This window comes from Allobosea sp. RIT-PG3_2 (assembly GCF_057321085.1).
In genome coordinates, this window is sequence record NZ_JBXWCA010000002.1 from 633,903 (window position 1) to 656,991 (window position 23,089).

The window sequence follows — 23,089 nt, forward strand, 5'->3', positions numbered from 1 at the left end:
CCGTGACATCGCATCCCTCTATATGGGCGCTGGGCATGGCCGGCTTCGCCATTGTCGGCTCGCTCGGTTATACGCAATGGCTCGCGCAACGCAGTGAAGGCGCGGCGCCGGTGGTAGCCGTCGCCTCAGCGGAAAGGCCCATCCCTGGGCCGCGCCAGCCCGTGACGCTCGCCGTATCCGCCGATTATCGGGGGCACTACATCGTTCATCCGAGCGTCGAGAACTACCGGATCAAGATGATGGTTGACACAGGCGCCAGCATCGTCGCGCTGACCGCGGCCGATGCCCAGGCGCTGGGCATCAAGTCGGACACCAATGCGCGCAAGATGATGCTGAGCACGGCAAACGGCACCGTCACGGGCTATCGCACGGTGCTGCGCGAAATCCGGCTCGGCGACATCGTCGTGCGCAATGTCGACGCCGTCGTGCTGCCCGAGCGCGCCCTCTCGATGAGCCTGCTGGGCAACTCGTTCCTCAGCAAGCTGCAGGGCTACGAGGTCCAGACGGGGCGAATGGTGCTGCGGGGTTGAAAGGCGGCGGCCGAGGCCGGCAACGGGTCCCGAACGTGTCTCGCCCCGCTCAGGTGAACTTGGGGCAACCCTTCACGTCGGCGCGCACGATCTGCTCGATGCTGTTATCGCCATCCGCCTTGCCATTGCGCGGCCGCGTATAGATCGGATTGTCGCCGAGCGTGACCTTGCTGAAAAGGCCGTTCCCGATCAACGGCGTGAATTCGTAGCTCGCTCGCGCCAAGATTACCGAGGTGCTGGCGATCCGCGCACTTTCGGGCACGGTCACGGTGTCGCCGCGCTTGGGTGCGGCGGTACCCTCCGGATAGCTGCTCGACCAGCAGACCTTGCCGATGCGGTTGGCATCGATGACGATACTGGCGATGACCATCTTGACCTTACTGGCGTCGTAGGGAAGCAGGACCGTTTCAGACGCTTTGAAGATGTTGGTGATTTCCGCCGTCGGAATCGTCTGGAGGCGCGCCGTAAGATCGCTCAGAGATGAAGTCAGCTGGGTGACCTTGCGATTGATCATGACCATCTGCGAGAGGTTGACCAATCCGATATAGGCGATCGCCATCACGGGAAGCACGATCGCGGCCTCGATGGCCGCCACGCCGTCAGAGGCGTCGCGGAAACGGCGCCACAGGCTGAAGACGCTCTTGAGTTTCATCGTCGCTCCGGATCGCATCATGGGACGAACGGCTCCGCCCGGAAGGTCATGCTTGCAACGAGGCCGCGCCGACCGGAACCCGCGCCGCCTATGTTGGCGAGATCCTTCGACGCCCAGCTCGTGAGAAGCAGCTTGTAGTCGAGCACCGCCCGCACGACGACGATCTGACCGGTGTCGGGCTGGCGGTAAGAGAAGCTGCTCGTATCGAGATTGCCGCCCGCAAGAGGATTGCTGCTGGCCGTACCGGAACTCGCCCCCGAGAAGTCGCTATAGGTGCTGACATCAATAGCCAGCTTGGTGCAGTCGATGAGTTTCATCGGCGCCCGCGCACAGACGTCGTCGCGGAATGCGGCTGCATTGACTGAGGCAGTGCTGGACGAGTAGCGGCTGCGCGACTCGCCGGTCAACAGCGCGCGCGACGCCTGCGACAGCGATTCCTCCAGGACCTGATTGGTCCAGAACATCAGCCCCGTCTCGATGATAGCCCACGTCAGCATGAAGAAGGGCAACGCAACGAAGCCGAACTCGATCGCCGTCGCCCCGTTCTCGGAACGCTGGAAGCGCCTGATGATGGAACGCCGGCCGCGGCCCTTCCGCCCGGCTGTTGTGCCGGTCTGCTCCGCTGGTGCCATAGGATCAAACATTCGCTGGCCTCGCCGAGCCTGTCGCTCCGACCAGCTGATATCTAAGCCAAAACAATTGCCGATCGGTTAGGGGTGTTTCGCTGCCACCGCCTGCAAGGCAAAGATTTTATTTACCTTGAGCACTTCCGAGCACGCCCGCGCCTACGCGCGCGTCAACACCTAATAGGATCGGCCGCGATCGAACGGCCAGGCTTTCCGACGAACTACTTGCACTTGGCGTTGGGCTAACGCCAACTATTTGGGCGCGGCACCATTGCCGGTTGCCTGAGCGTTGCGGGCCGACGCCTGGCCTCCAACTTCGCCGAAATACTTCTGGGCGTCACCAAGCTGCGCAGCAGGCTGGCATACGGGCGTGCAGGAATAGCTCTCGCGCTCCATGCCCCGCTGCACCGTCAGCACCGCCTCGGACGCCGCGCCGACGCGAACCAGCGACTCGGCCAGAAGCGTGCCCGTTCCGTCCAATGCGATCAGGTTGGTCACGCCGAAGCTCTTGCCGGTGACCACCATGACACCATTGCGCTGCACGGCCACGTCCGCGATGGCCGGATTGCCGACGATGACCGTCTGCGCCTTCTCGGGCAAGCGCACGACCTTGGCATGATCAACCAGGACCATCACGCTTTCGGCCTGGCTCTCCTGCGGCGCAGCCGTCGCCGGACCGCTGGTCGAGCAGGCCATGACGAAGACCATGGCGACCAGCCAAGGCGCGGAACGACGGCACCTTTCCGGCGTGTGGTTGGTCGACATGGCGGGCCTCAAGCTCTGCGATGTCACCAGACAAGCGCAAAATGATGAACCAAGTCTTAAAAACGATGACGGCAGCGACTTCATCGATCTTTTCTCCGCCTAACGAAGCGGAATGCCTTCCAAAAATCTCGTTGGGCGATCATTGATATCAAACTAAAACGTGAATGCAGTATCGGTTAAATATCTTATTTACCGACAAAAACCTAGATTAATTCTTGCTTATTGCATGAATCCCTTTCTATTCGTCCTTTAAATTGGGCGTTAACCACGGCGAAAACATCATCTCAAAGCGCCCAATTCTTTGATCACTTTAACTGATCGGCAAGAGGGGCGGGCTAATGTCGTTCCTGTCGCTGACCGAAGCCGCTTCAGAGCGAAGGCAGCCGTCAAACCGTGGTGTAAGGAGTTTCAGCATGACCAATCTTTTCGCTCGCTTCGTCAAGGACGAGTCCGGCGCCACCGCCATCGAGTACGGCCTGATCGCCGCCCTGATCGCCGTCGTTTGTATCGCTACCTGGACGACCATCGGCAGCAATCTGAAGGCGCGGTTCCAGGAAGTCGAAAGCGGCCTCATCAAGAAGTCCTGAGGATTCTCACAGGCGGCCCTCAGGGTTGCCGAGCGCATCCGAGAACGCCCCGGCATGGCCGGGGCGTTCTGCCGTTTTTACACTTCTCCGACCATTCCCGCCGTTTTCGTAAGGCTTTGGTGAGGCCTGCGTGCGACTGTCACACCCTCGCTCGGATCGGACCAGCCCATGTCACTCCCACTGATTATTATGCTTGGTGTGTTTCCTTTCGCCATGGCCTATGCCGCAGCGAGCGATCTCGTCTCGATGACGATCTCGAACCGGCTTTGCCTCTCCCTGGTCATTTCCTTCGCGCTTTGCGCCGCGCTGCTGGGCCTCAGCCTCAACGACATCGCCTGGCATCTGGCAGCCGGCATGCTGGTGCTCGTCGGCGCCTTCGGCCTATTCGCCGCGGGCTGGATCGGCGGGGGCGATGCCAAGCTCGCGGCAGCGACTGCCCTGTGGTTCGGCTTCGACGAGTTGATGCCGTATCTCGTCTTTTCCAGCTTCGCCGGCGGATTGCTGACGCTGCTGATCTTGCATTTGCGCTCGCATCCTCTTCCTTCGATGGCTGCCAACTGGGGCTGGGCACAGCGCCTGCACGCGCCGAAGGAGGGCGTTCCCTACGGCATCGCTCTCGCCTTCACCGCCTTGCTCATCCTGCCGGAGACCGCAATCTGGCGCGCCGCAGTCGGCGTCTGACGGCATACGGCGACCTTACGTCATACCTCATCAAAAAATATACGTCCGATTAACCATAAGTTGACGTTTCACGACGACGATCCAGGACATGAGCCGGCTCCGCCTGGCTGAGGATCGGACGCCGATGAGTCCCGCACGCATCATCATTCTCGTGATCGCACTGGCCGCGGGCCTGGGCGCCGCTCTCCTCGTGCAGCAGCCGTCGCAGGCTCCGGCGCCGGTGGCCAAGGTCGAGCAGGCGCCAACCGTGCCCGTGCTCGTCGCGGCAACCGACATCCCGATCGGCAACACAGTAGCGGCCAACGATCTGCGCTGGCTGAACTGGCCGCTGGCCAGCGTGCCGAACGGAATCATCCGCAAGGATGAAGCGCCCGAAGCCGAGAAGGAGATCATCGGCCAGTTGGCGCGCTACGCCATTCTCGGTGCCGAGCCAATCCGGCGCGAGAAGCTGATCAGGACCGACGGGACAGGCTTCCTCTCGGCCGTGTTGCCGTCCGGAATGCGCGCGGTGGCCATCAGCACCGATAGCCGCGGCGCCAGTACCGCAGGCGGTTTCATCCTTCCCAACGATCGCGTCGACGTTGTCTCCACCTGGCGCGGCGAATCCACCTCCGGTCGCGGCGAAGCCCAGGTCAGCGAAACCATCTTGCGCAACATCAGGACTCTGGCGATCGGCCAGAACGTGCAGGAGCGCAACGGCGAGAAGGTCGTGGTCGGCGAGACCGCGACGCTCGAAGTCGATCCCGGGCAGGTCGAGATCCTGATCCAGGCGCAGAAGACCGGGACGCTCTCGCTGGCGCTGCGCAGCCTGAAGGACGCGAATGAACCGGCACCGCCAGCCTCGGCCGACAATTCCATGACCCTGGTGCGCTACGGTGTCACCTCGAAGAGCGTGAAGCCATGACCAGATGCTCTCTTCGCCTCGCGACGGCTCTCGCGCTCGTTCTGCTGGCCGGCAGCGCCAACGCACAGTCGACCGGCAGAGATGCCGCTCCGGTGCTCAATGTCGGCGCGAGCGAGCACGCGATTTCACGCAAGCTCGACCTTTCGATCGGCCGTTCTCTGATCGTCGAACTGCCACGAGACGCCAAGGAAGTGTTCGTCGCGAACCCGAAGGTCGCAAATGCGGTGGTCCGGACCGCACGCAAGCTTTTCATCATCGGCATCGCCGACGGGGCGACCTCGATGTTCGTGATGGACGGCGACGGCCGCCAGATCACCGCCCTCGAGATCAATGTCGGGCGGGACCTCAATGTCCTGCGCCAGACGCTACGCACCGCGCTGCCGAATTCGCAGATCGAGATCAAGCCCGCAGGCGACTCGATCCTACTGGTCGGGACCGTGCCCAACGCGTCCGAAGCGACGCAGGCCGTCGACATCGCCAATGCCTTCGTCGGAGTCTCCGACAAGAACGCCTCCAAGGGCGCCGTCATCAACTCGCTGACGATCCGCGACCGCGACCAGGTCATGGTCAAGGTGACGGTGTCCGAGGTCTCGCGCAAGGCGATCAAGCAGCTCGGCATCAACTCGACCGGCGAGTGGAAGCTGGGCAAGTTCTCGATCACGCCGAGCATCGACAACCCCTTTTCGCTGTCTCCTCAGGCGCTATCCGCCACGGCGATCGGAGCCGGCATCGGCAATTCGCAGAACTTCACCCTGCGAGCCCTCGAGCGGGCGGGCCTCGCCCGCGTCCTGGCCGAACCAAACGTCACCGCGATCTCCGGCGAGAGCGCCAAGTTCACGGCAGGTGGCGAAGTCCCTGTTCCGACCGGCTATACCTGTGACCCGGCCAAGGCCGTCTGCACGCTTGGCGTCCAATACAAGCCGATCGGCGTCGCCCTCAACTTCACGCCGATCGTGCTCTCGGCCAACAAGATCAGCATGCGCATCGCGACCGAGGTCACCGAGCTCGACTTCGAGAACCAGATCGTGCTCCAGGGCGGAGCCGGCCAGCCCACCGTCACTGTCCCGGCGTTCCGCGTGCGCAAATCCGACACGACCGTTGAATTGCCATCCGGTGGCACGCTGGCCACCGCAGGCCTGATCCAGCGCGTCTCCAAGTCATCGCTCAACGGCCTACCTGGGCTCATGAACCTGCCGATCATCGGGGTGCTGTTCCGCTCGCGCGACTATCAGCGCGAGGAAACCGAGCTGATGATCACGGCCACTCCCTACATCGCCAAGCCGATGCAGCCGAACGAGGTCCAGCGCCCCGATGACGGCTTCGTGGAATCCCACGATGCCCAGGCCATCCTGCTCGGACGCCTCAACAAGCTCTACGGCAGCGGCGGCGGCCCGATCCCACAGGCGTACAAGGGCCGCGTCGGCTTCATTGCCGACTAAGCGAACCGAATGGATAGCATCATGATGGATCGCCCGACCATGACGGTTCCCTTCCAGGAGAGAGCCATCGCCCCGCGCCTTCTGGCCTTTGCATTGGCTTTCGGTGCGCTCGCCGGCGGATGCGCCGGCAAGGGCGCGCAGGCAGATCCGCCTTCCATTGCGCCAGTGGATACCCGGGAACGACATCCGATCGTGCTGCGCGATGCGCCCCGCTCGCTCGACGTCTTCGTCGGCCGCGCAGGGGGCTCGCTCGACAGCCGTCAGGCCGAGGATGTCGCGGGTTTCGCCCGGGAATACCGGAGGTCCGGAAAGGGCGGCCTCGTCGCGGAGGTTCCAAAGGGCTCGCGCCGCGAGGGGGCGACGCATGACACGCTCAGCGGTATCCGCGCGACCTTGGCCCGCAATGGCGTATCGCCGAATGCTCTGAGCGTTCGCAGCTATCCAATCCAGGATCCAGGCCTCGCGTCGCCGATCCGCCTCAGCTTCGCGTCGCTCCAGGCCGTCGTGCCGCACCAGTGCGGGCAGTGGCCGACCGATCTCGGCAGCTCCGACTTCAAGTTCTCGGCATCCAACGAGCCATACTGGAACCTCGGCTGTTCTTCTCAGGCCACGCTGGCGGCCCAGGTCGCGGATCCAATCGACCTGGTCAGGGCTCGCGACGAAGGCCGCCCCGACATCGTCAAGCGTATGGGTGCCATCGCCAAGATTCGCGAAGGCAAGGATCCCTCGACGCAGTATCGCCAGCAGACACCACAGATCAATGCGACGGTGGGAGGCGGCAGCTAATGCAGCCCATGACGAACGAAACACCGGCGCCCGAGGCGAACGAAGAGACCATCGCGCCGCTGCCGCGCATCACGCTGCAGGCCTTTTGCGAGACACCGGCCGTCGCCGCGACGATGCAGGCGGCGGTCGCCGACCGGCGCATGGACAAGACCCATGCCCGCATCCAGATGGGCGGACCAGCCGCAGCCGTCGAGACCTTCCGAACGGCACCGACGCCGAACGTCATCGTGGTCGAGACCGTGTCGGACCCGGCGACCCTGATCGCGCATCTCGATATGCTGTCGGAAAGCTGCGATCCCGGCACGAAGGTCGTGGTGATCGGCCATGTCAACGACGTGCAGCTCTATCGCGACCTGCTGCGCCGCGGCATCAGCGAATACCTGATCGCACCGCTTGGGACGCTCGATCTGCTGCGCACGCTCTCAGAGCTCTATATCACGCCGGAAGCGCGCAATCTCGGCCGGGTCATCGCGGTGGTCGGCGCCAAGGGCGGTGTCGGCTCCTCGACCATCGCACACAACATGTCTTGGGCGATCGCGCGCAATCTCGATGCCTCCACGGTGGTCGTCGATCTCGACATCGCCTGGGGCACGGCCGGTCTCAACTTCAATCAAGATCCGCCCCAGGGGATCGCGGAAGCGGTGTTCGCGCCCGAGCGCCTCGACGCCAACCTGCTCGACAGGCTCCTGTCGCGCTGCAGCGACAATCTCGCCCTCCTCGCGGCGCCGGCGGTCCTCGACCGGACCATCGATCTTGACGAAGACGCCCTGGAGCAGTTGCTGGAGCTGCTGCGCGCCAGCGTCCCCTGCATCGTCCTCGACGTGCCGCACCAGTGGAGCAGCTGGGTCAAGCGGACTCTCATCAGCGCCGACGAGATCGTGGTGGTGGCCGAGCCAGAGCTCGCATCCCTGCGCAACGCCAAGAACATCGTCGATCTGTCCCGCGCCACCCGGCCCAACGATGCGGTCGCCCGTCTCGTGCTGAACAAGGTCGGCGTGCCCAAGCGGCCGGAGATCAATGCCAGCGAGTTCGCCAAGGCACTCGGCATCGACGTTCTCTGCACGATCCCCTTCGACGCGCAGCTCTTCGGCACGGCCGCCAACAACGGCCAGATGATCGCCGAGGTCCAGGCGGGCAGCAAGGCGAGCGAAGCTTTCACGCAGATCGCAAGCGCGCTGACCGGCCGCGGCGAAGCCAAGCGCAGCCGGCGCAGCCTGTTCGAGCCGCTCGTCTCGAAGCTGAAACGCCGCAAGGCCTCTTGATGACGGTGGACCGGCCAGACGGAAAGCCAGCCGGGAGATCAGGCCAGGCAGTCGAGCATGCGCGCGCCGAAGCGGCGCGTGCGGGAGTGTGCTGAGATGTTCGGGAAGCGATCCGCGGGCGCGACCGTCGCGCCGTCCCTGAGCGCGAAGAGCCCTGCGGCTCTGCAACCGGCGCCGCGCAAGCTGGAACAAATCCAGCCCGGCGCCGAGGAACGCAAGGCCGCGCCGGTCGAGGCGCCGACGCGGTCCGAAGAATACTATCAGATGAAGAGCATGATCTTCGGGGCGCTGATCGAGGCCATCGATCTGTCGCAGCTCGCGAAGCTCGACTCCGAATCGGCGCGGGAGGAAATCCGCGACATCATCAACGAGATCATCTCGCTGAAGAACGTCGTGCTTTCGATCGCCGAGCAGGAGGAACTGCTCGACGACATCTGCAACGACGTCCTCGGTTACGGTCCGCTCGAACCCTTGCTGGCGCGCGACGACATCGCCGATATCATGGTCAACGGCGCGGGCAGGACCTTCATCGAGACGGGCGGCAAGATCCAACTCACCAACATCCGCTTCCGCGACAATGCGCAGCTGATGAACATCTGCCAGCGCATCGTCAGCCAGGTCGGGCGGCGCGTCGATGAAAGCTCGCCGATCTGCGACGCGCGCCTCGCCGACGGCTCGCGCGTCAACGTGATCGCGCCGCCGCTCGCCATCGACGGGCCCGCCCTGACGATCCGCAAATTCAGGAAGGACAAGCTGACGCTCGACCAGATCACCAAGTTCGGGGCGATCTCGCCGGCCGGCGCGGAGATCCTGAAGATCATCGGCCGCGTCCGCTGCAACATCGTGATCTCCGGCGGTACGGGCTCCGGCAAGACCACACTGCTGAACTGCCTGACCAACTACATCGACCATGACGAGCGCGTCATCACTTGCGAAGACGCCGCCGAACTCCAGCTGCAGCAGCCGCATGTGGTGCGTCTCGAGACGCGCCCGCCCAACCTGGAGGGCACCGGTGCAGTGACGATGCGCGACCTCGTCAAGAACTGCCTGCGCATGCGGCCCGAGCGTATCATCGTCGGCGAGGTGCGCGGACCGGAAGCCTTCGACCTGCTCCAGGCCATGAACACCGGCCATGACGGCTCGATGGGCACGCTGCATGCCAATACGCCGCGCGAGTGCCTCAGCCGTATCGAGTCCATGATCACGATGGGCGGCTTCTCGCTGCCGTCGAAGACTTTGCGCGAGATGGTCTGCTCCTCGATCGACGTGATCATCCAGGCGCAGCGCATGCGCGATGGCTCGCGCCGCATCACGCACATCACCGAGGTGATGGGCATGGAAGGCGATGTGATCACGACGCAGGATCTCATGGTCTACGACGTGCTCGGCGAGGACGCCTCCGGCAAGCTGATGGGTCGCCACCGCTCGACCGGCATCGGCCGGCCGCGCTTCTGGGAACGAGCACGCTATTTCGGCGAGGAGCAACGCCTCGCGGCCGCCCTCGATCAGATGGAACAGGTCGGCGAAGGTCATGCAGCCTGAACGGAGGCCCTTGTCGGGAGCCCGCACATGAACTCGAGCACGCTCGCTGTCGCCGCATTGGCCATGCTCGCCGTTGGCGGCGTCGCCTATGCCCTGCTCTATCCTATGCTGAGCGGCGAAAACCGGGCCGAGAAACGGCGCAAGGACTTCGCCGGTCCAAGCACGATACGCAGCATCGACCGGGAGGCGCAGGCCAGGGCGAAGCGCGGGCAAGTCGCGCAGAGTCTCAAGGACATCGAGAGCCGCGAGAGCGCGCGCCACAAGCTGACGCTCGAACAACGCATCGGCCAGGCGGGCTTAAACTGGACCCGTCAGAAATACTACGTGGTCAGCGCGGCGACCGCGGTCGTTACCGGGCTGGTTCTGTGGGTACTGAGCGGCAATGCGATTCTCGGCGGCGCAGGTCTCTTCATCGGGGCGCTGGGGCTCCCGGACTGGTTCTTGAAGCATAGCAAGACCAGGCGCCTGAAGCGGTTCGGCATCGAGTTTCCAAACGCGCTCGATGTGATCGTGCGCGGCATCAAGGCGGGCCTTCCCGTCAATGACTGCTTGCGCATCATCGCTTCCGAAGCGAGCGACCCCGTCAAGGGCGAATTCAGGCAGATCATCGAGACCCAGACGCTCGGCCTGCCGCTCCCCGAGGCCGTCGCAAAGCTCCCCGAGCGGATGCCCTGCGCGGAAGCTAGCTTCTTCGCAATCGTCGTCGCAATCCAGCAGAAGACCGGCGGCAACCTGTCCGAGACGCTGGCGAACCTCTCGCGCGTGCTGCGCGAGCGGCGCAAGATGCGCGACAAGATCCAGGCCGTTTCGATGGAAGCCAAGGCATCCGCCGGCATCATCGCCGCCCTGCCCCCGAGCGTCGCTGTCCTCGTCTACCTGTCCACCCCGAGATACATCGAGCTGCTGTGGCTCACCCAGGCGGGCAAGCTCGCCCTCGTCTGCTGCGGCATCTGGATGATGATCGGGGTCCTGATCATGCGCAAGATGATCAATTTCGAGATCTGAGGTGCGTCCATGATCTCGCAAATCGCCGACAAGCTCGTCGATCCGCAATTCATGCTGGCACTGCTGGCCGCCGTCGCGGCCGTCGCCACGGTGCTGACCGTCGCGATCCCCCTGACGGAGGGAAACACCCTCCAGAAGCGCATGAAGAATGTCGCGACCGAACGCGAGAAAATCCGGGCGCGCGAGCGTGAGCGCCTCAACCGCCAGAGCGAAAAGGTGAACCTGCGCCAGGAGCCGAAGGCTTACATGCGGCGCATCGTCGAGCAGTTCAAGCTCGGCGACTGGCTCGGCACTGAGAGTGCCAAGAAGCAACTCGCCATGGCGGGCTACCGTGGGCCCCAAGCGGAAATCGCCTTCCTGTTCTTCCGTCTCGCCGTCCCGGTCGGCGCTTTCTTGTTCACGCTATTCTATCTCTTCGCCATCAATGATTTCGGCCAGTCGCTGTTCATGAAGATCGGGATCGCGATCGGCGGCGCCTATATCGGCATCAAGGCTCCCGAAATCTTCCTCTCCAACCAGATCAGCAAGCGACAGCTCTCGATGCGCCTGGCTTTTCCGGACGCGCTCGACCTGCTGCTGATCTGCGTGGAGTCCGGCATGTCGATCGAGCAGGCCTTCCGCAAGGTCGCCGGTGAGATCGGCAGCCAGTCCGTGCCGCTGGCCGAGGAATTCGCACTGTGCACGGCGGAGCTCTCATACCTGACCGACCGCAGAATCGCCTATGAGAACCTCGCGATGCGGACCGGGCTCGAAAGCGTCAAATCGGTCTCGACGGCATTGATCCAGGCCGAACGCTACGGCACGCCGCTAGGCACGGCGCTCCGCACGCTAGCGCAGGAAAGCCGCGATCAGCGCATGAACGCCGCCGAGAAGAAGGCCGCCTCACTGCCGCCGAAGCTGACGGTGCCGATGATCCTGTTCTTCCTGCCAGTGCTCTTCGTCATCATCATGTTTCCTGCGCTGGTGCAGGTCTTCGGCTGGAAGTGACTTCGCCCGAGCGATAGCGCGTCATCGCAGATCGCCGCTATGCGGAAGTCCCGGACGCAATCGACAGATTAATCGCGTGGAACGTGCCGGCGGTTGCGCGAACAGGTTGGGAGCCAGCCTTCCGGAATTCACTCTGTAGCTTAAGCTGACGGGCGCCGTAGGCCTCGTCGACTCGGCTTCAGCCGCGGGCACCCATATCGGCCGAGCCATTCGGCGCCTGCGGAGACTTGCCGGCAGGCTGCGCCCGACCCTTCGCGCCTTTCAGCAGGTCCCAGCTGTTCTGCTGGCTGACGCTGCGTTTCAGATAGGCGATCGTGGCGGCCGCCTCCGCAGGGCTCTGGTCGCGCCGCGCCATCGCCTCGGCTTCGGTGAAGCGTCCCTGCAGGCCGAGGACGAGGACCAGATTCTGGCGCACCCGCGCATCGGCCCCTTCCGAAGCCGCAGCCTCCGTGAGAACACGCTCGGCTTCCGGCAACTTGCGGGACAGGGCGAGCGACAAGCCATAATTCGACATCACGGTCGACTCGTTAGGCGCCAGTCTGAGGGCGGCCTGATAGATCTGCTGGGCACGCTCGTGCTCGCCGAGTTGATCGGCGACAGTGCCTTGCGCCGAGAGTATCCGCCAATCGGGCCGCTCTGGCGAATGGGCGCGGGACAGCACGTCGTCAGCCTCCCTCAATCGGCCGTTATCGGCGAGCGAGCGGCCATAGGCGCCGAGCAGCTCGCGGTCATCCTGGAAGACCAGCACGGCGTTCTGGAGCACGGCCAGTGCCTGCGCATTCTGCTCAAGAGCCCGCAGGGCGCGCGCGTAATTCAAGGCGGCATTGCGGTCCTTCGGATTGGCGTCGTAGCGCTTCCCCCAGCTCTCGCGCTCGGCCTGCCAGTCGGACGCGGTGCGGGGCTGGCTAGCCTGGCTGCGTCCGATCGAGCCCGTGACGTCTCCGAGGCCGCCGCGGCCCTGACAGCCCGCCAGGGCGATCGCGGCGAGACAGACTGCGACCGCGAGGCCGCGGCGCCGGGCGGAAACGATCGGCAGGTCGGAGGCGAGCTTCATTGGAATCATGGGCCGGATCGCCTTGCGACAACGTCGTCGAACTGGGTTCTTCTGGTCCTCCGGTGATAAAGCGTTAACCCTAATGCATTCTTAATTCCGGCATCCGCCCCTGCCCCAGAACCGATCGATCGGCCCGTGAACGCTCTTCTCACTTCCGCCTCCGACGCTGCCATTCCGGTTCATGTGGTGTCCGCCGAGACATGGCCTGCGCTGCAGGGGCGGATTTCGCCGGCTCATCGCAACTTCGCGTCGGCGCAAGGCTTTGCGGCCCGCTCCGGCCAACATTGCGTCCTCCCGGATTCGCAAGGCGCGCTCGCCGCCGTTGTCCTAGGTGTCGAGACCGGAGCACGCCGGCGCGACCCCTTCGCGCCCGGACGCCTGTCGACCCTTCTGCCGGCCGGCGACTATGCGCTAGAAGGCGAGATCGACGATGCGGCCCTGGCCGCGCTCGGCTGGCTGCTGCAGGGCTATCGCTTCGACCGCTATCGCAAGCCGAACCCGCCGCGTGCCCGCCTCTCGCTGCCCGATGGCGTCGACGGCGAGGAGATCAGCCTGATCGCTGAATCGGCCATGCTGGCGCGCGATCTCGTCAACACACCGGCCAATGAATTGGGGCCCGGCGAGATCGAAGCGGCGATCCGCGGGCTCTCGGCCGAATGCGGCGCGGGCGTCACGAGCATCGTCGGGGACGATCTGCTGGCACGCAACTTCCCGATGATCCATGCCGTCGGCCGCGCCTCGTCGCGCGCGCCGCGCCTCGTCGATCTGGTCTGGGGCGACCCGGCCCATCCCAAGGTCACGCTCGTCGGCAAGGGCGTCGCCTTCGACACGGGCGGGCTCAACCTCAAGCCCGATGCCTCGATGCTGCTGATGAAGAAGGATATGGGCGGCGCGGCGGCGGCGATCGCGACGGCGCGGATGATCATGCTGGCGAAGCTGCCGGTGCGGCTGCGGCTGCTGGTGCCGACTGTCGAGAACGCCGTCTCCGGGAATGCCTTCCGCCCCGGCGACGTGCTGTCGAGCCGCAAGGGGCTTTCCGTCGAGATCGGCAACACCGATGCGGAAGGCCGCCTGATCCTGGCCGATGCACTTGCGCTCGCCGATGAGGAAACGCCGGAGCTGCTGGTGGATTTCGCCACGCTGACCGGCGCGGCGCGCACCGCGCTCGGGCCGGAGCTGCCGCCGTTCTACACCCATGACGACGGACTCGCGGCGGAAATCGCGCGGATCGGCATGGCGGTGAACGACCCGGCCTGGCGGCTGCCGCTCTGGCGCCCTTACGATGGCCTGCTCGATTCCAAGATCGCCGATGTAAACCATGTCTCCAGCGGCGGAATGGCGGGCTCGGTCACGGCGGCGCTCTTCCTCAACCGTTTCGTCGAGAAGACGCAATCCTATGCGCATTTCGACATCTACGCCTGGAATCCTTCGGCCAAACCGGGGCGTCCCGAGGGTGGAGAATGCCAGGGCGCGAGGCTGATCCATGCGCTGGTCAAGCAGCTTTACCCGCGCGGTTAAGGCTGATCGGCGAAGTCGATTGCACAGGGGCAGCCACAGGATAATGATACGGACCCGTAACGATCGGGAACCGTGCCTTCATGCCCTTGGAGATCAAGCCTTCGCAGGCGCTCAAACTGTGGCGGCAGGTTCATCTCGATCTGGTGCGGGACAGCGAGGCCGATCTCTCGGCGCGCCAGACCGCGATCCTGCTGACGGTCTACCTCGAACTGCCGCCGCATACGGTGCGGGGGCTAGCCAAGCAGCTCGGCGTGACCAAGCCGGTGATCACCCGCGCGCTCGATACACTCGGAAAACTCGGCCTGCTGACCCGCAAGCGCGACGAGGCAGACCGCCGTAATGTCGTGATCCAGCGCACCGTAGCCGGTGCACTCGCGGTCGAGAGGCTTGCCGATCTGGTGACCGAGCATGCGAAGGAGATCGGCGGAAGCTGATTGCAAGCTACCCGTCATGCTCGGGCTTGACCCGAGCATCTCTCGCCAAAGGACGCTCCTCGAACCTCATCCTGCCCGAGATTCTCGGGTCTACGCTTCGCTCCGCCCGAGAATGACGTGGTTCCCTGACAAGCAGGAGCACCCTAGATTGCCGATATGACCACGATTCTCGACCGCCGCATCACACCCTTTCGCCCCGACCTCGCCGCCCGCCATCTGGCCGGGCAGGTCGAGGCCCCACGCTTCGTCGACCCGCAGGCGATGCGCGTGATCGTGCCTTCAGCGCCGCTCCGGCGCGAGCCGCGCCCGGACGCGCCGCTCGACACCGAGGCGCTCGCCGGCGAACTCGTGCAGGTCTATGAGCAGGAGGAAGGCTGGGCCTGGGTCCAGCTCGCGGGCGATGGCTATGTCGGCTACCTGCCGGACGACGCGCTGCGGGCGGACCAACCGGCGCCGACGCATCGCGTCACGGCGTTGCGGACCTTCGTCTATCCGGGCCCCTCGATCAAACTGGCGCCGCTCGCCATGCTCTCGCTGAATGCGGGCGTCGTCGTCGCTGCGATGAACGGCGATTTCGCCGTGCTGGCCAATGGCGGGCATATCTTCGCCAAGCACCTCGCCCCGCAGGACCGGCACGAGCGCGATTTCATCGCAGTCGCCGAGCGCTTCCTCGGCGTGCCCTACCTCTGGGGCGGCAAGACCAGCTTGGGGCTCGACTGCTCCGGACTGACGCAGCTCGCGCTCGCGGCGGCGGGTGTCGCCTCGCCGCGTGACTCCGACATGCTGGAGGCGGCGCTCGGCCGCGCTGTTGCGTTCGACGAAGACCTGTCGGGGCTGCAGCGCGGCGATCTCGTCTTCTGGAAGGGCCATGTCGGCATCCTGACCGACCCGGACACGCTCCTGCATGCCAACGGCTATACGATGACCGTGCACCGCGAGCCGCTGAAGGAAGCGCGCGACCGCATTCGCGACAAGAGCTTCGGCGCGATCACCAGCATCAAGCGGCTGGGGTAGCCGAGAACCTCAGCTGAGCCGCTTCAGCCGGTAGAGCGCTTCCAGCGCCTCGCGTGGGGTCATCTCGTCCGGGTCGATCCCGGCCAGCGTCTCACGCAGCCCGTCGGGCTGGTCTTCCGTGACAACCGAAGCCGGGCGTCGCAGCGGCGCGGCGAAGAGCGGGAGGTCGTCGACCAGCGAGGCGACCGGCTTTTCGCGCTCGGTCTTCTCGAGCTCGCCGAGGATGGCGCGGGCACGTTCGACCACGGCCGGTGGCAGGCCGGCGAGCTTGGCGACCTGGATGCCGTAGGAGCGATCGGCCGCGCCCGGCACGACCTCGTGCAGGAAGACGACTTCGCCCTTCCACTCGGTGACGCGGACCGTCGCGTTGGCGACGCGGTCGAGCCGGTCTCCGAGCGCCGTCAGCTCATGGTAGTGGGTGGCGAACAGGCTGCGGCAGCGATTGATCTCGTGCAGGTGCTCGATCGCGGCCCAGGCGATGGAGAGGCCGTCGAAGGTCGCGGTGCCCCGCCCGATCTCGTCGAGGATGACGAGCGCGCGCGGGCCGGCCTGGTTCAGGATCGCGGCGGTCTCGACCATCTCCACCATGAAGGTCGAACGCCCGCGCGCCAGATCGTCGGCGGCGCCGACGCGCGAGAACAGCCGGTCGACGACGCCGATACGGGCCTGCGTCGCCGGCACGAAGGAACCCATCTGGGCGAGAACGGCAATCAGCGCGTTCTGGCGCAGGAAAGTCGATTTACCGGCCATGTTCGGGCCGGTGATCAGGCAGATGCGGCCACCTTTGGTATCGGCAGTGGGCGGCGACAATTCGGTGTCGTTGGCGACGAAGGGCTTGCCGTCGCGCTTCAGCGCCGCCTCGACGACGGGGTGGCGGCCGCCCTCGATGGTGAAGGCGACGCCGCCATCGACATGCGGACGGCTCCAGCCTTCGCGCGAAGCGAGATCGGCGAGCGCGGCGGCGACATCGAGCTCGGCCAGCGCCAGGGCAACGGCCTTGATCGGCTCGGCCTGGGCCAGGACGGCTTCGGTCAGCTGCGAGAAGATACCGAGTTCGAGCTTGAGCGCCCGGTCGGCGGCGGAGGCGATCTTCGCTTCGAGCTCGCCGAGCTCGACCGAGGAGAACCGCATCACGTCCGACATGGTCTGGCGATGCACGAAGGTCGCGCGCCAGGACTCCCTCAGGAACTCCTCGCCCATCGCCTGGGGCACCTCGACGAAATAGCCGAGCATGGCGTTGTGCTTGATGCGCAGAGTGCGACAGCCGGTCTCGGCGGCATAGCGCGCCTGAAGCTGGGCGATGACCTTGCGCGAATCGACCTGGAGCAGGCGCAGCTCGTCGAGACCGGCATCATGCCCTTCGCGCACGAAGCGGCCGTCGCGGCGGTTGAGCGGGAGCTCCTCTGCCAGCGTCTCGCTTAACCGGACGGGAAGATCGGGATCGCTTTCACCGAGCGCCCGCATGGCCCGATTCAGCTCCTCCGGCAGATCGGCGCGCTGGATCAGCAGGCCAGCGATCGCACGGGCGGCGTCGAGCCCGGCGCCGAGCGCCGCGAGATCGCGCGGGCCGCCACGGTCGAGCGATAACCGCGCCAGCGCGCGGGCGGCGTCCGGCACCTTCTCCAGGGCCCGGCGCAGATCCTCGCGAAGGCCCGCGTCGGTCACCAGGAGCGCGACCGCGTCATGACGCGCCGCGATGGCAGCCGGATCGGTCAGCGGCCCCGCCAGCCGCTCGGCCAGCAGGCGCGCGCCGCCGGGCGTCACCGTGCGGTCGATGGTAGCAAGCAGGCTACCCTGGCGGTCGCCGCCGAGCGTGCGCGTCAATTCGAGATTGGCTCGGGTGGCCGCGTCGATCAGCATCGTCGCCGAGCCGGAATCGCGCACCGGGGCCGATAGCGGAGGGCGCGCGCCGAGCTGGGTGCGCTCGACATAGGCGAGTGCGGCGCCCGCAGCCGCGATCTCGGCCCGGCTGAAGGCGCCGAAGGCATCGAGCGTGGCGACGCCGAAGAACTCCTTGAGGCGGCGCTCGGCGGAGGCGGCATCGAGTCCGTCGCGCGCCAGCGGCGTCACCGGGATCGTGATCTCGCGCCAGAAATCCTTCAGCTCGGGATCGTCATGGATCGCGTCGGGGCAGACGATCTCGCGCGGCTCCAATCGCGAGAACTCGATGGCGAGCCGCTCCTGCGGCGTCTCCATCACGGTGAAGCGGCCGGTCGAAATGTCGATCGCCGCCAGCCCGTAGACCGCCGCCGCCTCGCCGGTCTTGCGGCGCGCCACGGCGACGAGCAGGCTGGCGCGACCGGGATCGAGCAGCCGCTCCTCGGTGATGGTGCCGGGGGTGACGAGACGCACCACATCGCGCTTCACCACCGACTTGGCGCCGCGCTTCTTCGCCTCGGCCGGGTCCTCAGTCTGTTCGCAGACCGCGACGCGGTGGCCGGCGGCGATCAGGCGCTGGAGGTAGTCGTCGGCGCGCTCGACGGGCACGCCGCACATCGGAATGTCGTCGCCCTGGTGTTTGCCACGCTTGGTCAACACGATGCCGAGCGTACGCGAGGCGATCTCCGCATCGCGGAAGAACAGCTCGTAGAAATCGCCCATCCTGTAGAACAGCAGGCAATCGGGATTGGCAGCCTTGATCTCGACGTACTGCGCCATCATCGGCGTCACCCGCTCGGCAGGAGCGGCTGGCACGGTCGAACGGGCGACTTCGTTGGGAGAGCTGTGGCGCATCGGCCGGCACGCTAGCAAAAAGTAGCGTCAAGACCATCCGTTAGGACGGCTTTCAACAATTGAAAGCAAGGTCGATCGGCCGAATCCGGCGGAAGGCCGCCATCTTGCTGATCAATCTCGTCCAAAGCCTGTTCTTCCTGCTGTTCGCCGGGCTGGTGCTCACGGTGATCGCGCCCTGGTTCGTCGGGCGGGACTGGCTGCGGCCCTGCGCCGTGGGGCTGCTGTTCGCAGGCGGCGCGCTCGTCAGCATGGCGAACCCGGTCGAGATCCAGCCCGGTCTGCTGATCGATTCGCGCAATACCTTCGCCATCCTGGCGGGGCCCATCGGTGGGCCATGGGCCGCCGTGCTGACCGCCGTGCCGCTGGTCGCCGTGCGCTTCATGACCGGCGGCGTCGGCATGGCGACCGGCATCAGCGGCATCGTGCTGCGCATGCTGATCGGGATCGGCTTCTCGATCTGGCTGGTCAAGCGCCGGCGCCCTCTGATGGCGCGCGACATGATCCTGCTGAGTTCGCTCGACGCGGTCTGCCTGCTGGCCTCGGCCCCCTTCATTCCCGGCGATGCGGGCGAGCGCTTCCTGCGCGAGGCCGTCCCCGCCATGATCCTCGTCAGCACGGTCGGCATCATCCTCACCGGCATCGTCGTGATCCATGACAACGACCGCCGCGAAACCGCCTATCGCTTGCGGACCTTGATCAAACGCGCGCCCGGTACGCTGTATCAGCGCATCGTGCGGCCGGACGGCATGCTGTCATACCGGTTCGCGTCCTTTTCCATCGACAAGGCGCTCGGCATCACGAAAGAGGACGTCGAACGCGACCCCGAGATCTGGCTCGGCAAGCTCTTTCCCGAGGATCGCGCCCGCTTCGAGCAGTTGCGACGCGAGCAGCATGCCGGCGAGGCGCTCTGGCGCTTCGAAGGCCGCTATCATGCGCCGGGCGGCGGCGTCGTCTGGCTGCGCAGCGAATCGACCAAGCGCAGGCTCGCCGACGGCACCCTGGTCTGGGACGGCATCCTGCTCGACATCACCGCCGAGAAGACGCTGGAAGTCCGGCGCGACGAGATCGAGACGCTGCGCAAGACGGCCCTCGACGAACTCGCCGGCGATCTGGAACGCACCGTCGGCAAGGCGCTCGCCGATGTCGGGGCCTCGATGCGGGGCATGCACGATGCCGCCGCCCAGATGGTGGAAAGCGCCAGCAAGACGACCTTGCGTGCCGAAGGCGTGACCCGGGAAGCGGAGAGCGCCTCGCGGCGGGTCGGCAGTGTCGCCATCGCGGCGGAGGAGATCGGGGCCTCGATCCGGGAGCTCACCCGCCAGACCAGCCATGCCGACGAGACGGTGCGCGCGGCAGCCAGCTATGTCCGCAGCACGCGAAGCGACGTGGCCGGGCTGACCGAGGCCGCCGACAAGGTGCGGGCCGTGCTCGATTTCATCGAGGAGATCGCAGCCCGGACCAACCTGCTGGCGCTGAACGCCACGATCGAGGCCGCCCGGGCCGGCGCGGCAGGCCGGGGCTTCGCGGTCGTGGCAGGCGAGGTCAAGACGCTCGCGGAACAGACGCAGAAGGCGACGCGCGACATCGCGGCGACGCTGGCCGATATCCGCGGGGCCGCCGCCACCGCCTTCGAGGCCGTGGCCCATATCGAGGACACGATGACGACCATCGAGCGGACCTCGGGGGCAATCGCCTCCGTCGTCAGCCGCCAGGCCGACATCGCCTCGACCATCGCGGTGGATGCCCAGGCCGTGGCCCTCAGCGCCGATGCCGTCACCACCAATGTCGGCGCCGTCGGGGCCGAAGTGCGCGTCACCGGCGATGCCGCCGTCGGCGTGGCGGGCGCCGCCCGCAAGGTCGACGAACAGGCCGAAGCGCTCGACCGCTATGTCGGCGACTTTGTCCGCAGCGTGCGCAGCCGCTTCTAGCCGCCGCCGGCGTCAGGCGGATCGCTCCTCGGCAAAGGTTGCGCGAAGCCGTCACCGCTTGTGGTCTGCGGGCGCCGCGCCGTATGGTCAGCTCCCCCCGAGGAAACGCACAAGAAAAGACGCTTCGATGACCGATCGCCCGACGACCAAGAGACCCCGTCCCACCTTCACGGACCAGGAGGCGCTGCTGTTCCACTCGCAGGGGCGGCCGGGCAAGCTGGAAATCGTTCCGACCAAGCCGATGGCGACGCAGCGGGATCTCTCGCTCGCCTATTCGCCGGGCGTGGCCGTGCCGGTGCTGGCGATCGCCGAGGACCCGTCTCGCGCCTATGACTACACCACGCGCTCGAACCTCGTCGCGGTGATCTCGAACGGCACCGCGATCCTCGGCCTCGGCAATCTCGGCGCGCTCGCCTCGAAGCCGGTGATGGAGGGCAAGTCCGTCCTGTTCAAGCGCTTCGCCGATGTCGACTCGATCGATCTCGAGGTCGACACCGAGGATCCGGACAAGTTCATCGACGCCGTGCGCTATCTCGGCCCATCCTTCGGCGGCATCAATCTCGAGGATATCAAGGCGCCCGAGTGCTTCATCATCGAGCAGCGCCTGCGCGAGCTGATGGACATCCCGGTCTTCCACGACGACCAGCACGGCACCGCGATCATCGCTGCCGCCGGCCTGATCAACGCGCTCGACCTGACCGGCCGCGACATCAAGTCGACCCGGCTCGTCATCAACGGCGCGGGAGCGGCCGCCATCGCCTGCATCGAATTGCTGAAGGCCATGGGCTTCAAGCCCGACAACGTGATCCTCTGCGACACCAAGGGCGTGATCTACCAGGGCCGCACCGAGGGCATGAACCAGTGGAAGTCGGCCCATGCGGCGATCACCGACCGGCGCACGCTGGCGCAGGCGCTTGACGGCGCCGATGCCTTCTTCGGGCTGTCGCAGAAGGGCGCGGTGACCCCGGAGATGGTCGCCTCGATGGCGGCTAATCCGATCATTTTCGCCATGGCGAATCCTGACCCGGAGATCACGCCCGAGGAGGTCCACGCCATCCGCGACGACGCCATCATGGCGACCGGCCGCTCGGACTATCCCAACCAGGTCAACAACGTCCTCGGCTTCCCCTTCATCTTCCGCGGCGCGCTCGACGTGCGGGCGACCACGATCAACATGGAGATGAAGATCGCGGCGGCCGAATCGCTGGCGGCACTGGCCCGAGAGGACGTGCCCGACGAGGTCGCCGCCGCCTATCAGGGCGCGCGCCCGCGCTACGGCAAGGACTACATCATCCCCGTGCCCTTCGACCCGCGCCTCATCCATGTCGTGCCGATGGCGGTCGCCAAGGCGGCGATGGAATCCGGCGTCGCCGGCAAGCCGATCGTCGACACCGCCGCCTACAAGGCCCAGCTTTCGGCGCGGCGCGACCCGATCGCGGGCACGCTCAACCGCATCTTCGAGCGCGTGCGGCGCTATCCCAAGCGCGTCGTCTTCGCCGAGGGCGAGGAGGAACAGGTCATCCGCGCGGCGGCGTCCTTCGTCGGACAGGGCCTCGGCCAGGCCATTCTCGTCGGCCGCGAGGAACGCATCTATGAGGCTGCGACCTTCCTCGGCGTCGATCTCGAGGCCAAGGGCATCACGGTGCAGAATGCCCGGCTCTCGCACCGCAATTCCGCCTATGCCCAATATCTCTACGAGCGGCTGCAGCGGCAGGGCTATCTCTTCCGCGACTGCCAGCGCCTGATCAACCAGGACCGCAACCATTTCGCCGCGGCGATGGTGGCGCTAGGCGATGCCGATGCGATGGTGACCGGCGTCACCCGCAACTATTCGATCGCGCTGGAGGAGGTCCGCCGCGTCATCGACGAGAAGCCGGGGCATCGGCTGATCGGCGTCTCGATCGTGATCTCGCGCGACCGGACCGTGCTCGTCGCCGACACCGCGATCACCGAGATGCCGACGGCGCAGCAGCTTTCGGAGATCGCGATCGAAGCCGCCGGCGTCGCCCGCAGGCTCGGCTACGAGCCCAAGGTCGCGATGCTCGCCTTCTCGACCTTCGGCCATCCGGCCGGCGAGCGCTCCGAGAAGGTGCGCCAGGCCGTCGCGATCCTCGACAACCAGCGCGTCGATTTCGAGTATGACGGCGAGATGGCGGCGGATGTCGCGCTCAACCGCGAGATCATGGGCCAATACCCGTTCTGCCGCCTCTCCGGGCCGGCGAACGTGCTGGTGATGCCGGCGTTCCACTCGGCCTCGATCTCGACCAAGCTGCTGCAGGAACTCGGCGGCGCGACCGTGATCGGCCCGCTGATCGTGGGCCTCGACAAGCCCGTGCAGATCGTGCCGCTCGGCGCCAAGGACTCCGACATCGTCAACATGGCGGCACTGGCCTCCTTCAACATCGGCGGCTGACACCGGGCATGTGACAACCTGAGCCGGACCGTTCGAGGCTGCCGACAAGGCGGCATCGTCGTCGCGACTCCTTCGCCATCATTCCGGGGCAGGCCGAAAGGCCTGAGCCCGGAACCCAGAAACGATGCGCGTCATTGTGAGGCGCTGGCTTTGGGAAACCGCACGGGTTCTGGGTTCCGGGCTCGCCGCTTCGCGGCACCCCGGAATGACAGGTGGTTCACCATGCCAT

21 protein-coding genes are annotated in these 23,089 nt (G+C 65.9%); 16 read left to right on the forward strand and 5 right to left on the reverse strand.

Features of this window, described 5'->3' with window-relative positions:
- Nucleotides 1-35 precede the first annotated feature (35 nt).
- Nucleotides 36-530 carry a retropepsin-like aspartic protease family protein gene (locus tag AC2FAN_RS08565; protein WP_485173402.1) on the forward strand — a complete coding sequence of 165 codons (495 nt, stop codon included), beginning with the start codon at nt 36-38 and terminating at the stop codon, nt 528-530.
- A gap of 49 nt (nt 531-579) precedes the next feature.
- Here the strand turns inward: AC2FAN_RS08565 and AC2FAN_RS08570 are convergent, their stop codons facing one another.
- The 3 genes from AC2FAN_RS08570 to AC2FAN_RS08580 all read right to left on the reverse strand — a co-directional run bounded on the left by AC2FAN_RS08570 (nt 580) and on the right by AC2FAN_RS08580 (nt 2,504).
- A complete protein-coding gene (locus AC2FAN_RS08570) occupies nt 580-1,125 on the reverse strand; it encodes a TadE/TadG family type IV pilus assembly protein (RefSeq protein WP_485173403.1) in 546 nt (181 codons plus the stop codon).
- 74 nt (nt 1,126-1,199) lie between these two features.
- Nucleotides 1,200-1,826: a TadE/TadG family type IV pilus assembly protein gene (locus tag AC2FAN_RS08575; RefSeq protein ID WP_485173404.1), complete on the reverse strand. Its 627-nt coding sequence runs from the start codon at nt 1,824-1,826 to the stop codon at nt 1,200-1,202.
- Between the two features lie 234 nt (nt 1,827-2,060).
- The gene (locus tag AC2FAN_RS08580; RefSeq protein WP_265054970.1) at nt 2,061-2,504 is read right to left on the reverse strand and encodes a pilus assembly protein N-terminal domain-containing protein; all 444 of its coding nucleotides are present in this window, start codon (nt 2,502-2,504) and stop codon (nt 2,061-2,063) included.
- On the opposite strand from AC2FAN_RS08580, the gene AC2FAN_RS08585 reads away from it, so the two are divergent.
- From AC2FAN_RS08585 to AC2FAN_RS08630, 10 genes are all read left to right on the forward strand, one after another.
- Entirely contained in the window at nt 2,503-2,676 is a 174-nt protein-coding gene (locus AC2FAN_RS08585; protein WP_476806619.1) for a hypothetical protein, read from the forward strand. The two genes, AC2FAN_RS08580 and AC2FAN_RS08585, sit on opposite strands and share 2 nt — an antisense overlap.
- 310 nt (nt 2,677-2,986) lie before the next feature.
- Nucleotides 2,987-3,160 carry a Flp family type IVb pilin gene (locus AC2FAN_RS08590; protein ID WP_265051258.1) on the forward strand — a complete coding sequence of 58 codons (174 nt, stop codon included), beginning with the start codon at nt 2,987-2,989 and terminating at the stop codon, nt 3,158-3,160.
- A gap of 168 nt (nt 3,161-3,328) precedes the next feature.
- Nucleotides 3,329-3,841 (forward strand): A24 family peptidase, encoded by a 513-nt coding sequence (locus AC2FAN_RS08595; protein WP_476806618.1) that lies wholly within the window; start codon nt 3,329-3,331, stop codon nt 3,839-3,841.
- A gap of 124 nt (nt 3,842-3,965) precedes the next feature.
- Nucleotides 3,966-4,745 carry a Flp pilus assembly protein CpaB gene (gene cpaB / locus AC2FAN_RS08600; protein WP_265051256.1) on the forward strand — a complete coding sequence of 260 codons (780 nt, stop codon included), beginning with the start codon at nt 3,966-3,968 and terminating at the stop codon, nt 4,743-4,745.
- A complete protein-coding gene (locus AC2FAN_RS08605) occupies nt 4,742-6,184 on the forward strand; it encodes a type II and III secretion system protein family protein (protein ID WP_265051255.1) in 1,443 nt (480 codons plus the stop codon). The genes cpaB and AC2FAN_RS08605 overlap by 4 nt, the downstream gene beginning before the upstream one ends.
- Before the next feature lie 39 nt (nt 6,185-6,223).
- Complete coding sequence (locus tag AC2FAN_RS08610; protein WP_485173738.1) at nt 6,224-6,970, forward strand: CpaD family pilus assembly protein; 747 nt, start codon at nt 6,224-6,226, stop codon at nt 6,968-6,970.
- A complete protein-coding gene (locus AC2FAN_RS08615; protein WP_442864863.1) occupies nt 6,970-8,232 on the forward strand; it encodes a CpaE/TadZ family protein in 1,263 nt (420 codons plus the stop codon). The genes AC2FAN_RS08610 and AC2FAN_RS08615 overlap by 1 nt, the downstream gene beginning before the upstream one ends.
- A 96-nt stretch (nt 8,233-8,328) precedes the next feature.
- Nucleotides 8,329-9,774, forward strand: coding sequence for a TadA family conjugal transfer-associated ATPase (locus tag AC2FAN_RS08620; RefSeq protein ID WP_265051253.1), 1,446 nt, complete (start codon nt 8,329-8,331; stop codon nt 9,772-9,774).
- A 27-nt stretch (nt 9,775-9,801) separates the two neighbouring features.
- Nucleotides 9,802-10,779: a type II secretion system F family protein gene (locus AC2FAN_RS08625; RefSeq protein ID WP_485173405.1), complete on the forward strand. Its 978-nt coding sequence runs from the start codon at nt 9,802-9,804 to the stop codon at nt 10,777-10,779.
- Between the two features lie 9 nt (nt 10,780-10,788).
- Nucleotides 10,789-11,766, forward strand: a complete 978-nt coding sequence (locus tag AC2FAN_RS08630) for a type II secretion system F family protein (RefSeq protein ID WP_265051251.1) — start codon at nt 10,789-10,791, stop codon at nt 11,764-11,766.
- 178 nt (nt 11,767-11,944) lie between these two features.
- Here the strand turns inward: AC2FAN_RS08630 and AC2FAN_RS08635 are convergent, their stop codons facing one another.
- A complete protein-coding gene (locus AC2FAN_RS08635; RefSeq protein WP_485173406.1) occupies nt 11,945-12,829 on the reverse strand; it encodes a tetratricopeptide repeat protein in 885 nt (294 codons plus the stop codon).
- Nucleotides 12,830-12,955: 126 nt separating this feature from the next.
- On the opposite strand from AC2FAN_RS08635, the gene AC2FAN_RS08640 reads away from it, so the two are divergent.
- From AC2FAN_RS08640 to AC2FAN_RS08650, 3 genes are all read left to right on the forward strand, one after another.
- Nucleotides 12,956-14,338, forward strand: a complete 1,383-nt coding sequence (locus AC2FAN_RS08640; RefSeq protein WP_485173407.1) for a leucyl aminopeptidase family protein — start codon at nt 12,956-12,958, stop codon at nt 14,336-14,338.
- Between the two features lie 80 nt (nt 14,339-14,418).
- Nucleotides 14,419-14,772 carry a MarR family winged helix-turn-helix transcriptional regulator gene (locus AC2FAN_RS08645; RefSeq protein ID WP_265051248.1) on the forward strand — a complete coding sequence of 118 codons (354 nt, stop codon included), beginning with the start codon at nt 14,419-14,421 and terminating at the stop codon, nt 14,770-14,772.
- A 156-nt stretch (nt 14,773-14,928) separates the two neighbouring features.
- Entirely contained in the window at nt 14,929-15,786 is an 858-nt protein-coding gene (locus tag AC2FAN_RS08650; RefSeq protein WP_485173408.1) for a C40 family peptidase, read from the forward strand.
- A gap of 9 nt (nt 15,787-15,795) precedes the next feature.
- On the opposite strand, the gene mutS is transcribed toward AC2FAN_RS08650, so the two are convergent.
- The gene (mutS, locus tag AC2FAN_RS08655) at nt 15,796-18,519 is read right to left on the reverse strand and encodes a DNA mismatch repair protein MutS (protein ID WP_485173409.1); all 2,724 of its coding nucleotides are present in this window, start codon (nt 18,517-18,519) and stop codon (nt 15,796-15,798) included.
- A gap of 104 nt (nt 18,520-18,623) precedes the next feature.
- On the opposite strand from mutS, the gene AC2FAN_RS08660 reads away from it, so the two are divergent.
- Nucleotides 18,624-20,447: a methyl-accepting chemotaxis protein gene (locus AC2FAN_RS08660; protein WP_485173410.1), complete on the forward strand. Its 1,824-nt coding sequence runs from the start codon at nt 18,624-18,626 to the stop codon at nt 20,445-20,447.
- A 127-nt stretch (nt 20,448-20,574) separates the two neighbouring features.
- Nucleotides 20,575-22,860 (forward strand): NADP-dependent malic enzyme, encoded by a 2,286-nt coding sequence (locus AC2FAN_RS08665; RefSeq protein WP_485173411.1) that lies wholly within the window; start codon nt 20,575-20,577, stop codon nt 22,858-22,860.
- Nucleotides 22,861-23,089: the final 229 nt, after the last annotated feature.